Source organism: Alloyangia pacifica (assembly GCF_020524285.1).
GTDB classification, from domain to species: domain Bacteria; phylum Pseudomonadota; class Alphaproteobacteria; order Rhodobacterales; family Rhodobacteraceae; genus Salipiger; species Salipiger pacificus_B.
Map to the genome: position 1 here is coordinate 163,188 of NZ_JAIVKX010000016.1, position 18,046 is coordinate 181,233.

An 18,046-nucleotide genomic window follows, 5' to 3' on the forward strand; every position below is an offset into this window, starting at 1 on the left:
CATTTCGATGACTGACTCCTCATCTATTCCGGCCGACACCAGGCCGCAGACCCGTGATCTTCGCACCCCCGTTTCGATCCTGCTGTTCCTTCTGGCGCTCTGCTCGCCGCTCTTTCTCGGCACCTACGCGGTCCACGCACTGGTGATCGCTATGATCTTCCTGTTGCCGGCCCACGGGCTAAACCTGCTTGTGGGCTACACAGGGATGCTATCACTGGCGCAAGCTGCTTTCTTTGGCATCGGAGCCTATTGCGCGGCGCTCATGGCCACGCATTTCGACACGTCGTTCCCGGTCAACCTCTTAGCGGCCGTCGTGTTGGCCATGGCCGTGGCTGTGCCGCTGGGCATCCCAGCGCTGCAATTGCGGGCGACCTCCTTTGTCATGTGTACACTGGGCTTCGTGATCATCACACAGGCCATCGCCAAGAACTGGATCAGCGTCACGCGCGGTGACATGGGCCTGTCTGGTCTGCCCAAGCCCACATTCTCGCTGGGTGGCCTGAGCTGGACGGCCAGCACCGCACAGCAATCCTACTACGTGGCGCTCGGGCTGGCAGCATTGGCGACCTTCGTCTTTTGGCTGATCGTTCGCTCACCTGCCGGGCGCAATCTGATCGCCATCCGTGAGAACGAAACGCTGGCGGAATCGCTGGGCGTCCCCACATGGCGCTATCGACTGGCGGCCTTCGTGCTGGCGGCTGGCTTTGCCGGGGCAGGTGGCGCGCTCTACGCACACTATATCTCGGTCGCGAGCCCGCTGATGTTCCAGACGCTCTATACCACGACGATGCTGATCATCGTATTGGGAGGCGGATCCGGATCGATTTCCGGCGTGGTCATCGGCTCGATCCTCTTCGTGGCCCTTTCCGAAGGCCTGCGCATCGCACCCGAACTGCGGATGATCGCCTATGGTGCCTGCCTTCTGCTGCTGGTGTTCCGGTTTCCGCAAGGCTTTGCGCCCTATCTCAGCAAACTTTGGGATCGGATCGGCGGCCAGACTCGTAAGGAGGGTTCGGCATGAGCGGCGGCGTTTCTGTACTCGACATCAAGGGCATGTCCAAAAGCTATGGCGCAGTGAAGGCGGTCGACGACGTGGATCTGCACATCGACCATGGCGAAATACTCGGCCTCATAGGTCCGAACGGGTCGGGTAAGTCCACCTTCTTCGATTGCACCACCGGGCTGGCGCGGCCCGATGGGGGCAAGGTTTCGCTTGAAGGGCAGGACATTTCGGACTGGTCACTGAATCGCATCGCCCGCGAGGGCCGGATGCTGCGTAGTTTCCAAAAAACGGTAGTGTTCAAAAAACTCAACGTAGAAGAGAATCTGGTCATCGCCGGGCAGATGTTCACCTTTGGCGGCGTACTATCCACCTTTGGCATCGGGCGCGGTACGCGCGCTAAGGTCAAAGGGCTGCGTGAGCATGCGCGTGAACTGATCTCGCTCGTGGGGCTGGATCAAGTGGCGCATATGCCCGCAGGCAACCTCTCGGGCGGCCAGCAGAAGCTGATCCAATTCGCGTCCATGCTGATGCCCGACCCGCGACTGATCATGTTGGACGAGCCAATGGCGGGCATTAACCCCAAGCTCATCGAGCGGGTCGTCGAGACCATCCAATATGCCAATCAGAAGATGGGCGTCTCTTTCCTCATCATTGAACACAATATTGACGTCGTAACGAGCCTGTGCTCGCGGACAATTGTGCTAGATCGCGGGCGCAAGCTTTGCGAAGGCACGCCCGCGCAGGTGATCGCGAACGATCAAGTGCGGGAGGCTTACCTTGGTGGCTGATAACACCCTTTCCATCCGCGATTTGCGCGCAGGCTATGCATCGCTCGATATCCTCAACGGCGTGACACTGGACATCCCTCAGGGGCAGTTTGTCGCCCTGATGGGGCCTAATGGGGCGGGTAAGTCCACGTTGCTGAAAACAATCTTTGGCATGACCCAGCACAAGGGCGGCAACATCGGCTGGAACGGTGGCGATATCGCGGGCAAGACCTCGCGCCACGTGCTGGGGCAGGGGATTTCCTACGTCCCGCAAGGGCGCTGCAACTTCCCGCTGATGACGGTACAGGAAAACCTCGAAATGGCAGCCTATACCATCCGCGATGCCGGGGTGAAATCGGACCGGGACTACGTCTACGACCTGTTTCCGGCGTTGAAAACTCGGCGTTCCACGCTGGCGGGCAACATGTCTGGTGGCGAGCAGCAGTTGCTCGAAGTGGCGATGGCCGTGTTGCAACGCCCAAAGCTGCTGCTGGTCGACGAGCCGTCGGTCGGTTTGTCGCCTGCCGCCATCGGCGTTGTGTTCAAGGAATTGATCCGCCTGCAGAAGGAAGGGCTTTCTATCCTTCTGGTCGAACAGAACACCCGCAAGGCGATGGAGGTGGCGGACCGCGCCGTCATCCTGCGCCTGGGCGAGGTCATCTGGGACGGTAGGCCCGCCGATATCTCGCACGATGAATTGGGAGACCTGTTCCTTACGGGGCGGATGCGGACCGAGCACGAGACGAGCCGCCATAAGGAAACGCTATCGGTCTAGACTTCACTGATGTTGGCGGGACCATGCCGCCAGTGCTTACACTCACATAGAACCATAACAGCAAGACCCGGATCGAGGACCAGCGCAGCCCGTTACCAACGGCGGTCTGCGACCGGGGATGCCGTGCCAGACAACCAGGAAGAAAAGATGGCCAAACTTGCATTCGACACCGGTGGCACCTTCACCGACTTTGCGCTACTCGACGACAGCGGCGCGCTGCATCTGCACAAGGTACTCTCGACCCCGCTCAACCCTGCCGATGCGGTTATCCAGGGGGTCAGCGAACTGCTCGAGCAGCACGCGCAGACCGTCGACCGCGACACCGTACAGGTGCTCGGCGCCACCACCGTGGTCACCAATGCTGTGCTCGAGCGCCGCGGGGCAGAGACCGGGCTGATCACCACCCAGGGCTTCCAGGATGTCCTGCGCATTCGTAACGAGGGGCGCTACGACCTCTACGATCTAAAGATTCAGTACCCCGACCCGCTGGTTAGCCGCGCCGAGACCTTTGGCGCGCCGGAACGCATCACCGCCGAGGGCGTGGTGGTCCGCGGGCTCGACGAGGAGGCGGTGCGCGCGCTCGGCCAAAGCTTTGCCGACAAGGGCCTGCGCTCGGTCGCCGTGTGCCTGCTGCACGCCTACAAATACCCCGAGCACGAGCGCCGGATCCGCGACATCCTTGCCGAGGTCGCGCCGGACGTCTTCGTGACCATCTCATCGGACGTCTGCCCCGAGGTGCGCGAGTTCGACCGCGCCTCGACCACCGTGGCGAACGCCTACACCCGGCCGTTGATGGAACAGCACGTGGCCGAGCTGGCCTCGGCCTTCCACGAGCGCGGCATCGACCGCGACCTTCTGTGGATGACCTCCTCGGGCGGGCTGGTGCCCAGCCCGCGTGCCGCCAAGCTGCCGGTGCGCCTGATCGAGTCCGGCCCCGCCGCCGGTGCGGTGGCCGCGGCTGAGTTCGGCCGCATCGCCGGCGAGACCAGCGTGCTCTCCTTCGACATGGGCGGCACCACTGCCAAGCTCTGCCTGATCCCCAATGGCGAGCCGACCATCGCCTCGGAACTCGAGGTGGCGCATTACCACCGCTTCCGCAAGGGCTCGGGCTTCCCGCTCAAGATCCAGTCGATCCACATGATCGAGATCGGCGCGGGTGGCGGCTCGATCGCCGCCAAGACCCCGCTCGGCCTGCTCAATGTCGGTCCGCGCTCGGCCGGGGCGCTGCCGGGGCCGGCCGCCTATCAGCGCGGCGGCACCGAGCCGACCGTTACCGACGCCGATATCGTGCTGGGCTACATGGGCACCGAGAACTTCGTCGGTGGCAGCTTCAAGGTCTCGAAAGAAGCGGCGATCGAAGCGATCGACCGGCTGGCGGGTGAGCTGGGGGTCAGCCGCGAGCGTTGCGCCTGGGGCATCCATGACCTGGTGAACGAGGCCATGGCCAAGGCCGCCTCGATGCATGCGACCGACCTCGGCGTCGATCCGCGGCAGCTGCCGATGGTCGCCTTCGGCGGCGCCGGTCCGGTGCACGCCTGGGGCATCGCGCGCAAGCTCGGCATCCGGCGGATCATCTGCCCGACGGGGGCGGGCGTCACGTCTGCCCTGGGCCTTATGATCGCCCCGGTGGCGGTCGACGTCTCGGCCTCGCAGCCGATGGCGCTGGCGGATTGGGACGCGGCGGCGGTCGAGCCGCTGCTCGCCGATCTCGCCCGTCAGGGCGCGGATGTGGTGACCGCGGCGGGCGTCGCGGCAGAGACCATCGACCTGCGCTATTCGGTGGACATGCGACACGTCGGGCAGGGCCACGAGATCTCGGTGATCCTGCCGGACCTCGCGCTGCCGAAGGACGCATTCCTCGCCGAGCTCGAGGCGCGCTTCTACGCGCATTACATCGAGCTCTTCGGGCGCAAGGTCGAGAACTCGGCGATCGAGATCATCACCTGGCGCATGCGGGCCAGCGGCCAGAAGGCCGAGGCGCGCCGCCCGGTGGCGGTGAAGGTCGGCCCGCAGCCGCTGAAGGGGCACCGCGAGATCTACTTCGACACGCTCGGCCGCGCGGTCCAGACGCCGATCTACGATCACTACGCGCTCGAGGTGAATGCGCCCATCGCCGGGCCGGCGATCATCGAGCAACGCGAGTCCAGCATCGTCATGGGCCCGGAAGGCACCGCGCATGTGGACGCCAAGGGCAACCTCATCATCGACATCAAGGAGTGATCGACATGGGCAAAATGGAAACTCTCAAGGCCGACCTGACCGATCCGATCACCCTGCAGGTCATGTGGAACCGGCTGATCTTCATCGCCGACCAGGCCGACACCGTGCTGGGGCGCACCGCCTTCTCGCCGATCGTGCGCGAGAACCACGACTATGTCACCGTGCTGCTCGACAGCCGAGGCCGGGCGCTGGCGCAATGCACCTGGTCAATCCCGGTCTTCATCTCGTCGCTGCCGGCGGCGGCGCAGAAGCACTTCCTGCCGACCTTCAGCCCGGACATGCTTGAAGAGGGCGACGTCCTGGCGACCAATGATCCCGAGATCGGCACCGGCCACCTTCCCGACGTGACGATGATCACGCCGATCTGGAAGAACGGCAAGATCATCGCCTATGCCGGCTCGATCGCGCACCTCCCCGACATCGGCGGCCGCCCGCTGCATTCCGAGGCGGTGGACATCTTCGAGGAGGGCGTGCGCTTTCCGATCGTCAAGCTGCTGAAGAAGGGCGAGCCGAACCGCGACGTGCTGGCGATGATCGCCGCCTCGGTGCGCCTGCCCACCGAGGTGCAGGGCGATCTCGACTCGATGGTCGCGGCGAACAACGTCATGGGCCGCGAGCTGCTGCGCTTCCTCGACGAGTACGGGCTCGACGAGGTCGACACGTTGGCCGACGTCATCCAGGGCCTGTCCGAACGGCAGACCCGCGCTGCCATCCGCAACTGGCCAAACGGCACCTACTGCTCGGAGCTAACGCTCGACGGCTATTCGCCGGACGTCGTGCTGAAGGCCGCGGTGACGGTCGAGGACGACCGCATCCACGTGGACTACACCGGCTCCTCGGCGCAGGTGCTGAACTCGATCAACTGTCGGACCAACTACCGCTACGCCCACACCGCCTATGCGCTGAAGTGCCTGCTCGACCCGGAGACGCCGAACAACGAGGGCTGCATCGCGCCCTTCACCGACGAGGCGCCGATGGGCTCGATCCTCAACCCGCAGCCCTGGACGGCGGGCAATTCGCGCAACCTCATCGGCCATGCGATCCCCTCGCTGATCTTCAAGGCGCTCGAGGAGGTGGCCCCCGAAGGCGTCATCGGCGACAGCGGCGGCGCACCGATCTGGGCGGCGAACTGCGTCGGGCAGCGCGCCGACGGCAGCCAGTACGGTTCGGTGCAGAACTTCCACGGCGGGCAGGGCGGGCGCTCGGACAGCGACGGGCTCGACACGCTGTCCTTCCCCTCGAACTGCAAGGTGACCGCGGTCGAGATGTTCGAACTGGTGGTGCCGGTGCTGACCCATTGCAAGGAGCTGATCCCCGACAGCGGCGGCGCTGGCAAGTACCGCGGCGGGCTCGGCCAGCGCGCGCTCCTCGAGAACCTCGGCGACAGCCCGATGTCGATCTACCTCGCGTCGGAGCGCACCCGCACGCCCTGTTTCGGCGTGGTCGGCGGGCAGTCTGGCCGCAAGGGCGTGGTGCTGAAGAACGGCGCGCCGCACCAGCCCAAGGGCAAGGTCACGCTCGAGAAGGGGGACCGGCTCACGCTCGAGACCCCGGGCGGCGGCGGCTGGGGGGCGGCAGAAGCGCGCCCCGCAGAGCTGCTGCGCGAGGATCTGCGGCTTGGGCTTGTCACCGCGGCGGCAGCCGCGGAAATCTACGGCTACGAAGAAGGAGAGGAAGCATGAGCGAAGCACTGAACGGCAAGCTGGCGGTCGTCACCGGGGCCGGGTCGGGCATGGGGCGCGAGATCGCCCTGTCGCTCGCCGGAGCCGGGGCGCGGGTCGTGCTCTGCGGTCGCCGGGCCGCGCCGCTGGAGGCGTTGGCCGCTGAGATCGCCGCGCAGGGCGGGGCCGCCGAGGCGGCGGCTCTCGACATTTCCGACCGCGCCGCGGTCTTCGCGCTGGTCGAGCGGCTAACCGGTGCCGATGGCAGCATCGACATCCTGGTGAACAACGCCGGCAGCGCCAGCAAAGTTCTGAACGCGCGCTGGCTCTCCGAGGAAGAGTTCAACTCGACCGTGCAGGTGAACCTCACGGCGGTGTTCAATTTCTCGCAAGCGGTGCTGCCGGGCATGCTGGCAAAGGGCGAGGGCACGATCCTCACGGTCTCGTCGCTGGCGGCGGTGAACCCGAACTTGCTGGGCGGAGCGGCCTATGGCGCGGCCAAGGCCGGGGTGCGCAATTTCATGGGCTTCATGCACAACACCTACCGCCACCAGGGCATCCGGTCGATCTGTATCCTGCCAGGCGAGGCGGCGACGCCGATCCTCGACAACCGCGCCCGCCCGCCCAGCGAGAGTGAACGCGCACGCATGCTAGCCCCTGAGGACGTCGCCGCTGCGGTCATGATGTGCGTGTCGCTCCCGGCACGCGCCACGGTGCCCGAGTTGCACATCTGCCCGACCTTCCAGCGCGACATCAGCGAGGACCTCGAGATCGCCCGCTGGCAGGGTGCCCCGAAGGAACTTCCGGACCTGCCCGCCAAGTTCGGAGGGACCGGATCATGATCGGCTCGCACCTGCGCGCCCGTCTGAAGGCGGGCGAGACGCTGACTATGTACAATACGCATCACGTGTCCTCGGGTCTAGCGCAGCGCATGATCGAGCACGGCGCCGATGCGCTGTTCCTCGACTGCGAACATGGGATGTGGAGCCATGATGACATCCGCAGTCACGCGGTGGCCGCTCGAGCCGTGGGTGGCGCGGGGATCGTGCGGCCGCATTCGCACGAGCGCCCTGTTATGATCCGCTACCTCAACGCCGGGGCGGACGGGTTGATGGTGCCGATGGTCAACACCGCCGAGGAAACGGCCGCTATTGTCGAGGCGGTGCGCTACGCGCTCCCGGGTACCTACGAGAACCGACTGGTAATCTGTATGATTGAAACGCCCGAGGCGGTGGAAAACCTCGACGAAATGCTGAAGGTCGAGGGCGTGGACGTGTTCTTCGTCGGCCCCTCGGACCTGTCTCAGAACATGGGCTTTGATCCGGGTCTGCCCGCAGATGCGCCGCGCCCAAAAGAGGTCGTAGAGGCTATCGAGGATGTATTTTCTCGTACCCGCGCGGCTGGGGTCGCCACCGGCACGCTGGTACGCGAGGTAGACATTGCGCACTTCACCGGCAAGGGCGCGCAGTTCCTGTACATTCACTCCGACCCGTTCCTGAAGTCTGGGATCGCACGGATGAAGAGCCTCATCGCCTGACGACAAGATGTCAATCGGTAGTCCCGCTTTGGCGGGGCTACAAATCTTAAGACAAACGATAAAACAGGGAGACGACTAAAATGAAAATATTCAATGAACCACTCTGCACTGGCATGCGCCACCTTACAGGGGCCACCGCGCTGGCCGCGATGCTGCCGCTGGCAGCCATGGCGCAGGAGGTGACGGTGGTCATGGATCCGATCGCCTCGGAGAGCACGCTCTACTGGGAAACCGAAGGCGCCTTTATGCTGCCCTCACTTCAGGGACTGGTTGGCAACAACCCCGAGACCGGCAAGTTCGACAACAGCGGTCTGGCCTCAAGCTGGGAGACGAACGACGACTTGACCTCGTGGACCTTCACGCTCAAGCCCGAGGCGACCTTCAGTGGCGGCTGGGGTAAGGTGACGGCAGCGGATGTGGTGCATTCCGTGAACCTACACACTGGTGACGACAGCCGCCTGAGCGGCATCGCTAACCTACGCGCCGCGACTGTGACGGCGGTAGACGATCACACAGTGCGCTTCGATTTCGACAGCCCGCAGGCGGATTTCCTATTCCTGCTGGCAGGTCGCGGTGTGCTGGCGATCTACTCGAAGGCGCAGTTTGATGCCGAAGGGCTCGGCGGCTACAAGACCGCTCCTGCAGGTACCGGTCCATTCGTCTATGACGGCACAGAGCTGGGTCAGGGAATGACGTTCTCGGCAGTTAAGGATCACTGGTCTGGCATCAGCGCCGACTATGACACCTTGTCGATCCGCTTTGTGGGCGAGGCAGCTACCAAGCTGGCGATGCTGCTGTCGAATGAGGCCGACGTCGTCAGCCTGCCGCGCGAACTTCAGCCGCAAGCCCTGGACGAGGGCTTCGAGATCATCCGCTCCACCCAAGGCGCAAGCCAGACGGCGTTGGTCTTCGGCGCACTTTACACCGATCCCGAAGGCGGTGAACTGCCGCAGGGTCTGCCTTGGGCTGACGTGCGAGTCCGCGAGGCGATGAACCGGGCGCTCGACCGCGAACAGATGCTCGAGGCGCTCTATTCGGGACGCACCGAGGCGCTGCCGGTGTTCACGATGGACGAACAGTACGAAGGGTACACCCCGGAGCTTTCTGCGCAGTTTGATCAAGACTATGGTTATGATCCGGAACGCGCCATGGAACTGCTCGCCGAGGCGGGCTACCCGGAGGCTTTCGACAATCCGGTCATTCCTATCATCCTGACCTCGCTGCCGGGAAACCCTGAGTTCCCGCTGATCTCTGAGATGGCGCAGGCTTTCTTTGAATCAGTCGGCTTGCAGACCGAAATGCGCGAGATGGACGGCGCCTCAATCCTCGCGGCGCGCAGGGCGCGCAACGCCCCGTGGGTAATGCCGGTACGCAATGCGCCGATCAGGCCCGCGCAGTTGGGACTTCAGGTCTACTTCTCCAAGGTGAACCGACCAACCGCCTATGTCGACAGCCCCGAAATCAACGCCATGTTCGACCAACTCGCGGCGGCGACCGACATGGACGAACGCGACGCGCTGGCCTCCGATATCTTCACCATGCTCTATCAGGATTACAGCCACATGCCGCTGGCCAAGATCTTTGCCGAGGTGACGGTAGACCCCGATAGCATCGAGAGCTGGACCTTTCCCGGCTCGACCTCAAGCGGACTGAGCCACTACCACTTGATCAAGACTGCCGACTGATCGGGAGAACCGGGCGCGGCCTGATGAGGGCCGCCCCGACCTAGGGAGCGCCAGATGAAGAAATATATCGGCACAAGGCTGATCGAAAGCCTAGCCGCCATCCTCGTAATCACGATACTGGTCTTTGCACTGACGCATATGTCGGGCAGCCCGGTCGACGCGCTGCTGCCGCAAGACGCGACGCAGGACCAGATCGACGCTTTGGTGGCGCAATGGGGTCTGGATCAGCCGCTGGCGGTTCAATACTTGACCTTCCTCAAGAATGCGCTGGCCGGCGATTTCGGGGACTCGCTGAAATGGCGCGGCTATTCCGCCATGGGCGTGGTCCTGGACCGCTTTCCGCAGACCTTACTGCTTGGCGGTGTCGCGGTGGCGATCTCGGTGATTGTGGCGATCCCGTTGGGCGTCATGGCGGCGATGAATCGCAATGGCCCATTGGACCGCGGCGCGCAGATCTTTTCGCTGTTCGGGCAGTCCGTGCCGCAGTTCTGGTTCGCCATTCTGCTAATCTGGTTCTTGGCCGTAGCACTGCAACTGGTGCCGACATCGGGTTCCGGCAGCTGGCGGCACTTGATCCTGCCGGCTATCGCAATGGCTTGGTTCCAGATCGCCGCCCTAAGCAGATTAACACGCTCAGCTATGCTCGACGTGCTGGACGCGGAATACATCAAGCTCGCCCGCGTCAAGGGAGTGCGTGAGGCCCGCGTCGTCTGGGTTCATGCGCTGCGCAACGCAGCCGTAGTGCCGCTCACCTATTTTGGCGTGTTAGCCGGGTCGGTGCTTACCGGCTCGGTCACCATCGAGACGGTATTTTCTTGGCCGGGCCTCGGATGGGTCGCGATAGAGGCGATCCGCGCCCGCGACTTTCCCGTCGTCCAAGCAGTGGTGGTGATTTTTGCCATCATCTACATTGTTTCCAACTTCCTCGTGGACATTCTCAATGCCTACATCGACCCCCGTGTACGGTCCTGACAAAATGGACACGCCCCGCACCTCACGTACCCTGCCGAGGGCATGGTCTGAGCTTCGCAGTTGGCCGTTGATTCCCTTGGCGATAATCACGCTGGTACTGCTCGTTCCCGGCCTCTTCGCCGACATCCTCGCGCCCTATGGCCCGCTCGAAATCGACATGCGCGCCCGGCTGCAACCGCCTGTATTCTTCGGCGGCGACTGGAGCCATGTCCTCGGCACTGACCGGCTGGGCCGCGACATCTTCAGCCGTACACTGCACGGCGCGTATTACGCCATGTCGATATCGGTAACGGGCATCGTTGTTGGAGTGGTCATCGGCACCACCTTGGGACTGATCGCGGGCTACGCGCGCGGCTGGGCTGACACGATCATCATGCGGCTGGTGGATATCTCGCTTGCGCTACCCGCGATCCTGCTGGCGCTGGCATTGGCAGCGATGTTCGGGCCGAGCTTCCAGTCGGTAATCGCCGTGGTGGTCTTTGTGCTATGGGCTTATTTCGCACGACAGGTCAGGGCCGAGGTGCTATCCTTGCGTGAACGCGATTTCGTCGCCAGGGCACGGGTGGCGGGTGCCTCACACTTTCGCATCTTGCGGCGCCACATCTTTCCCAACGTGATCAACACCGTGGTCGTGCTGGCGACGCTACAGGTGGGCATCGTCATTTCCCTCGAAGCCTCACTGAGCTTTCTTGGTATCGGCATCCCGCGACCCACGCCGACCTGGGGCATCCTGGTGGCCGACGGGCGCGAACTGATCGTGACCGCTTGGTGGATCTCGTTCTTTCCCGGCCTTGCCATCCTGCTAGTGGTGCTGTCGGTCAACCTGTTCGGCGATTGGCTGCGCAATCGCCTGGACCCCAAGACGAGGCAGATGCGATGAAGGATACCTTCACCGAAACCGTGCTCGAGGTGCGCGGCCTGACCACGACCATCTCCGGTAAGCGCGGCGAGTTCACCGCCGTCGAGAACGTGGATCTAACCCTGAAACGCGGCGAGACGCTGGGCCTCGTGGGGGAAAGCGGCAGCGGCAAGAGCCTGACAGGCCTGTCCCTGCTACGTCTGGTGCCGAAACCTGCGGCACGCATCGCGGCGGGGTCGGTCGTGCTGGACGGCATCGACCTCATGAGCTTGACCGAGGACCAGATGCGGCAGGTTCGCGGGCGGAAGATCTCGATGATTCTGCAGGATCCGCAGACTTCATTGAACCCTTCCTTCACTGTCGGCAGCCAGATCGCCGAGGCGCTCGCGCTGCACACCGACACGCCGCGCAAATCCTTGCGCGATAAGGCAATCGAAATGTTGCGCCGCGTGCGCGTGGCGGCCCCGGAGCACCGGGTCGACGCCTACCCTCACCAGATGAGCGGCGGGATGCGACAGCGCGCGGTGGGGGCGGTCGCCATCTCCTGCGCGCCGGATGTGATTATCGCCGACGAGCCGACCACCTCGCTCGACGTAACGGTTCAGGCGCAATACATCCGGCTGCTGCAGGAATTGCAGCGAGAAAGCGGGATGGGTATCATCTTCATCACGCATGATTTCGGCATCGTCGCCAAGGTCTGCCACCGGTTGGCGGTGATGTATGCTGGCCAGATCGTGGAAACTGGTCCGGTCGCGCAGATCTTCGATCAGCCACTCCACCCCTACACTCGCGCGCTGCTGTCCTCGGTGCCGAAGCTACACGGCCAGATCGGGCGGCTGCCCTCAATCGAAGGCACGCCTCCACCTTTGTGGGACCGACCGAGGGGGTGCAAGTTTTCGCCCCGCTGTCCCCTCGCCGATCACCGTTGTCGGAACGAGGAACCGCCCACAGTAGACAGCCCGGCCCCTGATGGCAGCGAACACTGGGCGCGGTGCTGGAAACCGGAGGCCATATGACTAAGCCCATTCTTCAAGTCCGCGGCCTGTCGCGCAGTTTCCCTATCGGCGGTGGTCGCGACGTCCAGGCCGTACAAGATCTGAATTTTGAGGTACCCGCCGGGCAGACGTTGGCGCTGGTAGGGGAATCCGGCTGTGGCAAGACCACGACGACGAAGATGATCCTACGATTGGACTCTCCTACCCACGGGCAAGTGCTGGTGGATGGCCAAGACGTCCACGGGCTCCGCGGTAGCGGTCTTCGTGACTACCGTGCGAAGGTGCAGGCGGTGTTCCAGGATCCTTTCGCCTCACTAAGCCCACGAATGAGGGTGCGCGATATCGTGGCCGAGCCGCTTGAGGTGCAAGGTCACCATAGCCGCAAGGAGATCGACCGCCGGGTGCATGAGGTGCTGGACGCGGTCGGTTTGCGGCACGATCAGGCACGGAACTACCCGCATGAATTTTCGGGGGGTCAGCGCCAACGTATCGCCATCGCCAGCGCACTTGTCTCTCGCCCCGAGCTGATCGTTCTGGATGAACCCGTTTCGGCGCTCGACGTGTCGATCCGGTCGCAGATCATGAATCTGTTCAAGGATTTGCAGGAAGAGTTTGGTGTCAGCTACTTGCTTGTGGCTCATGATCTTGCAACCACACGCTACCTCGCCGACCAGGTTGCTGTCATGTACCTTGGGCGGATCGTGGAATACGGTCCCTCGGAGCAGGTCTTCAACGATCCGCAGCACCCGTACACAAAGGCGTTGTTCTCGGCTGCGCTGCCGAGCCATCCGTCCGAGCCCGACACGGAAATCATGCTCGAAGGCGAAATCCCTTCGCCGTTGGCGCCGCCTTCAGGCTGTGCCTTCCATCCGCGCTGTCAACTGAGGTTGGGCGAGGTCTGTGCCCGCGACAGGCCCCGGCCCGAATGGTCCGACACGGGCGTCATGCTAGCTTGCCATCGCGGGTTCGGATGACCCGCGGCTAATCCAGGGCATTCTTTGCACGAACGATTTTACCACGCCGGGCGCGCTCCTAAGCGCCCGGCGTTCCTCTGCGGTCGGGGAACTCCCGCCCACAAAAGCGATCGCTCTGGCTTAAAAAAATTTCGCTCACAATCTGGGCAATGATCAAGAAACAGAGGGATTACAGAGGCCCGGCGCCGATTGTGGCTATGTCTAAAAGAGCACCGACCGCAAGCGACAGCGGAGAATGGGGTATGAGAAACCGTCGACCACATCGGCAAGAAGATCGAAACGATCGGATCGGGAGAACCTGAGGGCAACAGCATGGCCCGGAACTCGGGATACAGAGGTGGTCCCGCTGCGCTGATCTCCATCCCGGCCAGCGACTTCCCGTAAGTGCCGCATCAACAGGCCCGATGGCATTCGATCACCTACGCCTGAAGCTAGACGGGCTTGCACAATAGGTGGCAACCACAAAAGTAACTACAAAGCTGCGCTGACCCTCAGCGGCTGGCGTTTCCGCTGCCCGAGAGAATTGGCTCTAGGTCCTGCAGGTTCAGGATGACGGTGCCAAGATGGTGCTGCATCGCGACGGCGGCATCGCTGTTGCGTCCGCGCCGGAGCAGTTCGATGATCTCCAGGTGCTCGGGGGTCTGCTTCAGGAAGCGGTTCCGCGCCAGGTTGGCGCGGTAAGCGAGCAGGCGGCGGATCCGGTTCACCCGCTTCAGGGCATCAAGAAAGTAGGGGTTGCCGCTCGCGGCCACGATGGTCTCGTGGAAGGCGACGCCGCATTGATAGAGCGCGTCGGAGGACATGGTCTCGATCTCGCCGCCGAGCAGCCGGTGCTCGACCTCGGCCAGCCGATCGAGCGTGCGCGTGTCGATGCTGTAATCGGGCTCCAGCAGCGCCGCGGGCTCGATGGCCGCGCGCAGGCGGTAGGTCTGTACGAGGGCATCCGGCGTGGTCAGCATCGGCGAGAAGCTCCAGCCGTAGCCGGGCCGGGGCTCGATCCAGCCTTCCCGCATGATGCGGTGCAGCAGGCCACGCAACTCGGCCTTGCCGAGGCCGTAGCGGTCCCGCAGCAAGTTCTCCGAGATCGCATCCCCCAGCTTGCCGTCCAGCCGGTCCTCCGCCATCTGGAAATAGACCCGGCTCAGCGGGTCCTCGGTGCCCTCGGCAGGCAGCTGCCGCGCCTCCGCTGCAAGGAAATAGCCGCGCCGCGCCTCGTGGCGCACGATGCCCTCGTCGGCCAGCATGGCCAGGGCGCCGCTCACCGGAGAGCGTGACACGTTGAACGCATCGGCCAGCCGTTGCGCGGACACGTGGTCACCGGGTTGCAGCCCGGCATCGCGCAGGAACTGCGGAATTCGACGTGCGAGGCTTTCCGACAACTGGTCTCGGGCGTTCATGGCGGTCCTGTTTCCTGCGGGTTGGGGACATCTTGTGCCACGCCAGATTGCATTTTGCTACCGAGATAGTTGGAAAATTTGCATGTGCGTTCAAGGATGCTGGGATACATCTCCGCATAGTTGCATTTTGCGCGAGCAAAATGGAATTGTATTGACCCTGTGTGGGCTCCGGGACTATGGGTTCGTCAACGGCGCGGGGAGGTCGCGTCGATTCACCGAAGGAGACTGACCCGATGACGCAACGCACGCTCGCCCTCTTGCCCGGCGACGGCATCGGCCCGGAAATCACCGAGGCGACCCGCGTGGTACTGGCTGCGGCCTCCGAAGCCTTCGGACTCGGCCTGGCATTCAAGACCATCGACATAGGCTTCGCGGCGCTGGAAGCCTCTGGCTCCACCTTCCCCGACGCGGCATTCGAGGCGATCCGTGCCTGCGACGGCATCGTGCTGGGCCCGGTCTCGCACAACACCTACCCGGCGCGCGACAAGGGCGGGCTGAACCCGTCGGGCGAGCTGCGCAAGCGTCTCGACCTCTTCGCCAACATCCGGCCTGCCCGCACCCGCGCCAATATCGCGCCGCGCGCCGGCGTGCCGCTCGACATGGTCATCGTCCGCGAGAACACAGAGGGCTTCTACGCCGATCGGAACATGCATTCCGGCCCGGGCGAGGTGATGGTGACCGAGGACGTGTCCATTGCCTTCCGCCGCATCACCCGCCACGCCTCGATGCGCATCGCGCGTGAAGCCTTTGCGCTGGCCGAGACGCGCGGGAAGCACGTCACCGCGGTGCACAAGGCGAACGTCATGCGGGTCAGCGACGGGCTCTTCCTCGAGTGCTGCCGGAGCGTCGCCGCGGACCACCCCGATGTCAGCTACGACGAGCGTATCGTCGACGCGATGTGCGCGCATCTCGTGCGCTCGCCCGACCAGTACGACGTGATCGTCACCACCAACATGTTCGGCGACATCCTGTCCGACCTCGCCTCGGAACTGGCGGGCAGCCTCGGGCTTGCCGCCTCGCTCAACGCCGGCGAGACTTCGGCGATGGCGCAGGCGCAGCACGGCTCGGCCCCCGACATCGCGGGGCAGGACATCGCCAACCCCTCGTCGCTGATCGGCTCCGCTGCGATGCTGTTAACCTGGATGGGTCAGCGCGAGAACGATGCCGCGCTGCTCAAGGCGGCCGACGCCATCGACGCCGCGCTCGAAGCGGCGCTGACCTCTCCCGATCTGCGCACCCGTGACCTCGGCGGCTCCACCGGCACGCAGGCCTTTGCCGCGGCCGTCGCGGCGGGGCTGTCGCAGGTGAGCCTGGCCGGTGCCTGACCATGTGGGACAAATTATTCGACACGCTCGATAGGGGGCTGGCGCGGATCGAGACCGTGATGATCGCGGCGCTCAGCCTTGCGGGGCTGGGCATCGGTACCATGCAGGTCGTGCTGCGCTATGTCTTTAACATGGGCTTCGAATGGAGCGAGGCGGTCTTCGTGCTCTGCACCGTGACCGCCATGCTGATGGCCGGTGTCCGCGCCGTGCGCGACGATCGCCATGTCCGTGTCGACCTGGTGCCGATGCTGCTGCCCGAGAAGGGCATGCGGGTGATCGACATCATCTCGCTGCTCGCCTCTCTGGCGCTGTGCCTGTTCTACGTCTGGTGCGGCTTCCTCTTCGTCCGCTTCGCCAAGATGATGGGGACGGCCTCGCCGGACACGGGCTTCATGGACTGGGTCGTCTATTCGATTATGCCGGTCGCCATCGCGCTGTTTTCAATTCGCTACATCCTCAAGATCCGCCAGCTCGCACTGGGGCGCACCGGCGTGAAGCACGGGCTCGAGGATGCCATCGCCGGGGGGTCCGGGTCATGACCGCCATCTGCCTTGTCGTGCTGTTCTTCGTGCTGATCACCATCGGTGCCCCTGTGGCGGTTGCCCTGGGCGGGTCGGTCGCGGCGGTGTCGCTCCTGCTCGATCCGATCCCGCTGCCGATCATCGGCCAGAAGCTCTTTGCCAACCTCGATCACTTCTCGCTGATGGCGGTGCCGTTCTTCTTCTTCGCGGCGGCACTGATGGAGACCGGTGGGCTGGTGCGCCGGCTCATCAACCTCGCGAATGCCATCGTCGGCCACTGGACCGGCGGCCTTGGGGTGACCACCGTGCTCAGCTGCGTGTTCTTCGCGGCGATCTCGGGATCGAGCCCGGCCACGGTCGCGGGGATCGGCCGGATCATGTATCCGAACCTGACCAGGGAGGGCTATTCGCCGCGCTACGCGCTCGGCGCGCTGGTCACCGCCGGCTCGATCGGCATCTTGATCCCGCCGTCGATCCCGCTGATCATGTTCGGCTTCGTGACCGAAACTTCCGTGACGCGGCTGTTCCTCGCGGGGGTCGTCCCCGGCGTCATCTACGCGCTCGGAATGATCGCCATGGCGATCTTCCTCGCGCGCCGCACCGACGTACCGCGCCATCCGCCCGCACCGATGCGCCAACGCGCCTCGGCAATCTGGACGGCGCTGCCCGCGCTGGCGCTGCCGGTGATGATCTTCGTCGGCATCTACGGCCTGCCGCCGGTGTCGCTGGGGCCGGTTCAGATCGAGGGCGGCGCCATCTTCACCCCGACCGAGGCCGCGGTGATGGCAACCCTGCTGGCCATGGTCATCGGGATGTTCTTCTACCGCGAACTCAGCCCGACCGGCGTGGTGAAGGCCATCGTCTCGACCGCGCCGTCGGTCGGCATGATCTTCTTCATCACCACCAACGCGCTGCTCTTCGCCTTCTTCATCACGCAGCTCGGCATCCCCGCCGCGGTGACCGACCTGATCATGTCGCTGGGGCTCGAGACGTGGCAGTTCCTGCTGCTGGTCAACCTGCTGTTCCTGATCATCGGCTTCTTCCTCGAGGGCGTGCCGACGATCCTGATGTTCGTGCCCGTGCTGTTTCCAGCGGCGGTGGCGATGGGCGTGGACCCGGTGCATTTCGGGATCATCGTGATCGTCAACATCGAGCTGGGGCTGGTGACACCGCCTGTGGGGCTCAACCTCTTTGTCGCCGCAGGCGTCTCCGAGAGGTCCGTGGTGGATGTCTTCAAGGGCGCCCTGCCGTGGATGGCCGTGACCATCGCGGTGCTGATGCTGGTGACCTTCGTGCCGCAACTCTCGCTCTTCTTGCCGAACCTTATGTTCAACTGATCGTAATCAGGGAGGATT

The 18,046-nt window shown here is 64.1% G+C and carries 16 protein-coding genes; 15 read left to right on the forward strand and 1 reads right to left on the reverse strand.

Annotation, left to right across the window (positions count from 1 at the left end; translation table 11 throughout):
* Positions 1-7: 7 nt before the first annotated feature.
* The 12 genes from LC039_RS20500 to LC039_RS20555 all read left to right on the forward strand — a co-directional run bounded on the left by LC039_RS20500 (position 8) and on the right by LC039_RS20555 (position 13,448).
* Positions 8-1,021: a branched-chain amino acid ABC transporter permease gene (locus LC039_RS20500; RefSeq protein WP_226627875.1), complete on the forward strand. Its 1,014-nt coding sequence runs from the start codon at positions 8-10 to the stop codon at positions 1,019-1,021.
* Positions 1,018-1,791 (forward strand): ABC transporter ATP-binding protein, encoded by a 774-nt coding sequence (locus LC039_RS20505; protein ID WP_226627876.1) that lies wholly within the window; start codon positions 1,018-1,020, stop codon positions 1,789-1,791. Before LC039_RS20500 ends, LC039_RS20505 begins: the two co-directional genes overlap by 4 nt.
* Complete coding sequence (locus tag LC039_RS20510; protein WP_226627878.1) at positions 1,784-2,545, forward strand: ABC transporter ATP-binding protein; 762 nt, start codon at positions 1,784-1,786, stop codon at positions 2,543-2,545. The genes LC039_RS20505 and LC039_RS20510 overlap by 8 nt, the downstream gene beginning before the upstream one ends.
* Positions 2,546-2,692: 147 nt before the next feature.
* Entirely contained in the window at positions 2,693-4,765 is a 2,073-nt protein-coding gene (locus LC039_RS20515) for a hydantoinase/oxoprolinase family protein (protein WP_226627880.1), read from the forward strand.
* A 5-nt stretch (positions 4,766-4,770) separates the two neighbouring features.
* Positions 4,771-6,447, forward strand: a complete 1,677-nt coding sequence (locus tag LC039_RS20520; protein ID WP_226627881.1) for a hydantoinase B/oxoprolinase family protein — start codon at positions 4,771-4,773, stop codon at positions 6,445-6,447.
* A complete protein-coding gene (locus LC039_RS20525) occupies positions 6,444-7,268 on the forward strand; it encodes an SDR family oxidoreductase (protein WP_226627882.1) in 825 nt (274 codons plus the stop codon). Before LC039_RS20520 ends, LC039_RS20525 begins: the two co-directional genes overlap by 4 nt.
* A complete protein-coding gene (locus tag LC039_RS20530; RefSeq protein WP_226627883.1) occupies positions 7,265-7,963 on the forward strand; it encodes an HpcH/HpaI aldolase family protein in 699 nt (232 codons plus the stop codon). The genes LC039_RS20525 and LC039_RS20530 overlap by 4 nt, the downstream gene beginning before the upstream one ends.
* 113 nt (positions 7,964-8,076) lie before the next feature.
* Positions 8,077-9,648, forward strand: coding sequence for an ABC transporter substrate-binding protein (locus tag LC039_RS20535; protein WP_226627884.1), 1,572 nt, complete (start codon positions 8,077-8,079; stop codon positions 9,646-9,648).
* A gap of 54 nt (positions 9,649-9,702) precedes the next feature.
* The gene (locus tag LC039_RS20540; protein ID WP_226627885.1) at positions 9,703-10,620 is read left to right on the forward strand and encodes an ABC transporter permease; all 918 of its coding nucleotides are present in this window, start codon (positions 9,703-9,705) and stop codon (positions 10,618-10,620) included.
* 4 nt (positions 10,621-10,624) lie between these two features.
* Positions 10,625-11,500, forward strand: a complete 876-nt coding sequence (locus tag LC039_RS20545) for an ABC transporter permease (protein WP_226627886.1) — start codon at positions 10,625-10,627, stop codon at positions 11,498-11,500.
* Positions 11,497-12,495 carry an ABC transporter ATP-binding protein gene (locus LC039_RS20550; protein WP_226627887.1) on the forward strand — a complete coding sequence of 333 codons (999 nt, stop codon included), beginning with the start codon at positions 11,497-11,499 and terminating at the stop codon, positions 12,493-12,495. Before LC039_RS20545 ends, LC039_RS20550 begins: the two co-directional genes overlap by 4 nt.
* The gene (locus LC039_RS20555) at positions 12,492-13,448 is read left to right on the forward strand and encodes an ABC transporter ATP-binding protein (RefSeq protein ID WP_226627888.1); all 957 of its coding nucleotides are present in this window, start codon (positions 12,492-12,494) and stop codon (positions 13,446-13,448) included. The genes LC039_RS20550 and LC039_RS20555 overlap by 4 nt, the downstream gene beginning before the upstream one ends.
* Before the next feature lie 491 nt (positions 13,449-13,939).
* Here the strand turns inward: LC039_RS20555 and LC039_RS20560 are convergent, their stop codons facing one another.
* The gene (locus tag LC039_RS20560; RefSeq protein ID WP_226627889.1) at positions 13,940-14,845 is read right to left on the reverse strand and encodes a GntR family transcriptional regulator; all 906 of its coding nucleotides are present in this window, start codon (positions 14,843-14,845) and stop codon (positions 13,940-13,942) included.
* A gap of 233 nt (positions 14,846-15,078) precedes the next feature.
* On the opposite strand from LC039_RS20560, the gene LC039_RS20565 reads away from it, so the two are divergent.
* The 3 genes from LC039_RS20565 to LC039_RS20575 are packed head-to-tail and all read left to right on the forward strand — an operon-like array spanning position 15,079 to position 18,028.
* On the forward strand, positions 15,079-16,170 hold the full coding sequence (locus LC039_RS20565; protein WP_226627890.1) for an isocitrate/isopropylmalate dehydrogenase family protein: 1,092 nt from the start codon (positions 15,079-15,081) through the stop codon (positions 16,168-16,170).
* Positions 16,171-16,172: 2 nt separating this feature from the next.
* Positions 16,173-16,709, forward strand: a complete 537-nt coding sequence (locus LC039_RS20570) for a TRAP transporter small permease (protein ID WP_226627891.1) — start codon at positions 16,173-16,175, stop codon at positions 16,707-16,709.
* Positions 16,706-18,028, forward strand: a complete 1,323-nt coding sequence (locus LC039_RS20575) for a TRAP transporter large permease (protein WP_226627892.1) — start codon at positions 16,706-16,708, stop codon at positions 18,026-18,028. The genes LC039_RS20570 and LC039_RS20575 overlap by 4 nt, the downstream gene beginning before the upstream one ends.
* Positions 18,029-18,046 lie beyond the last annotated feature (18 nt).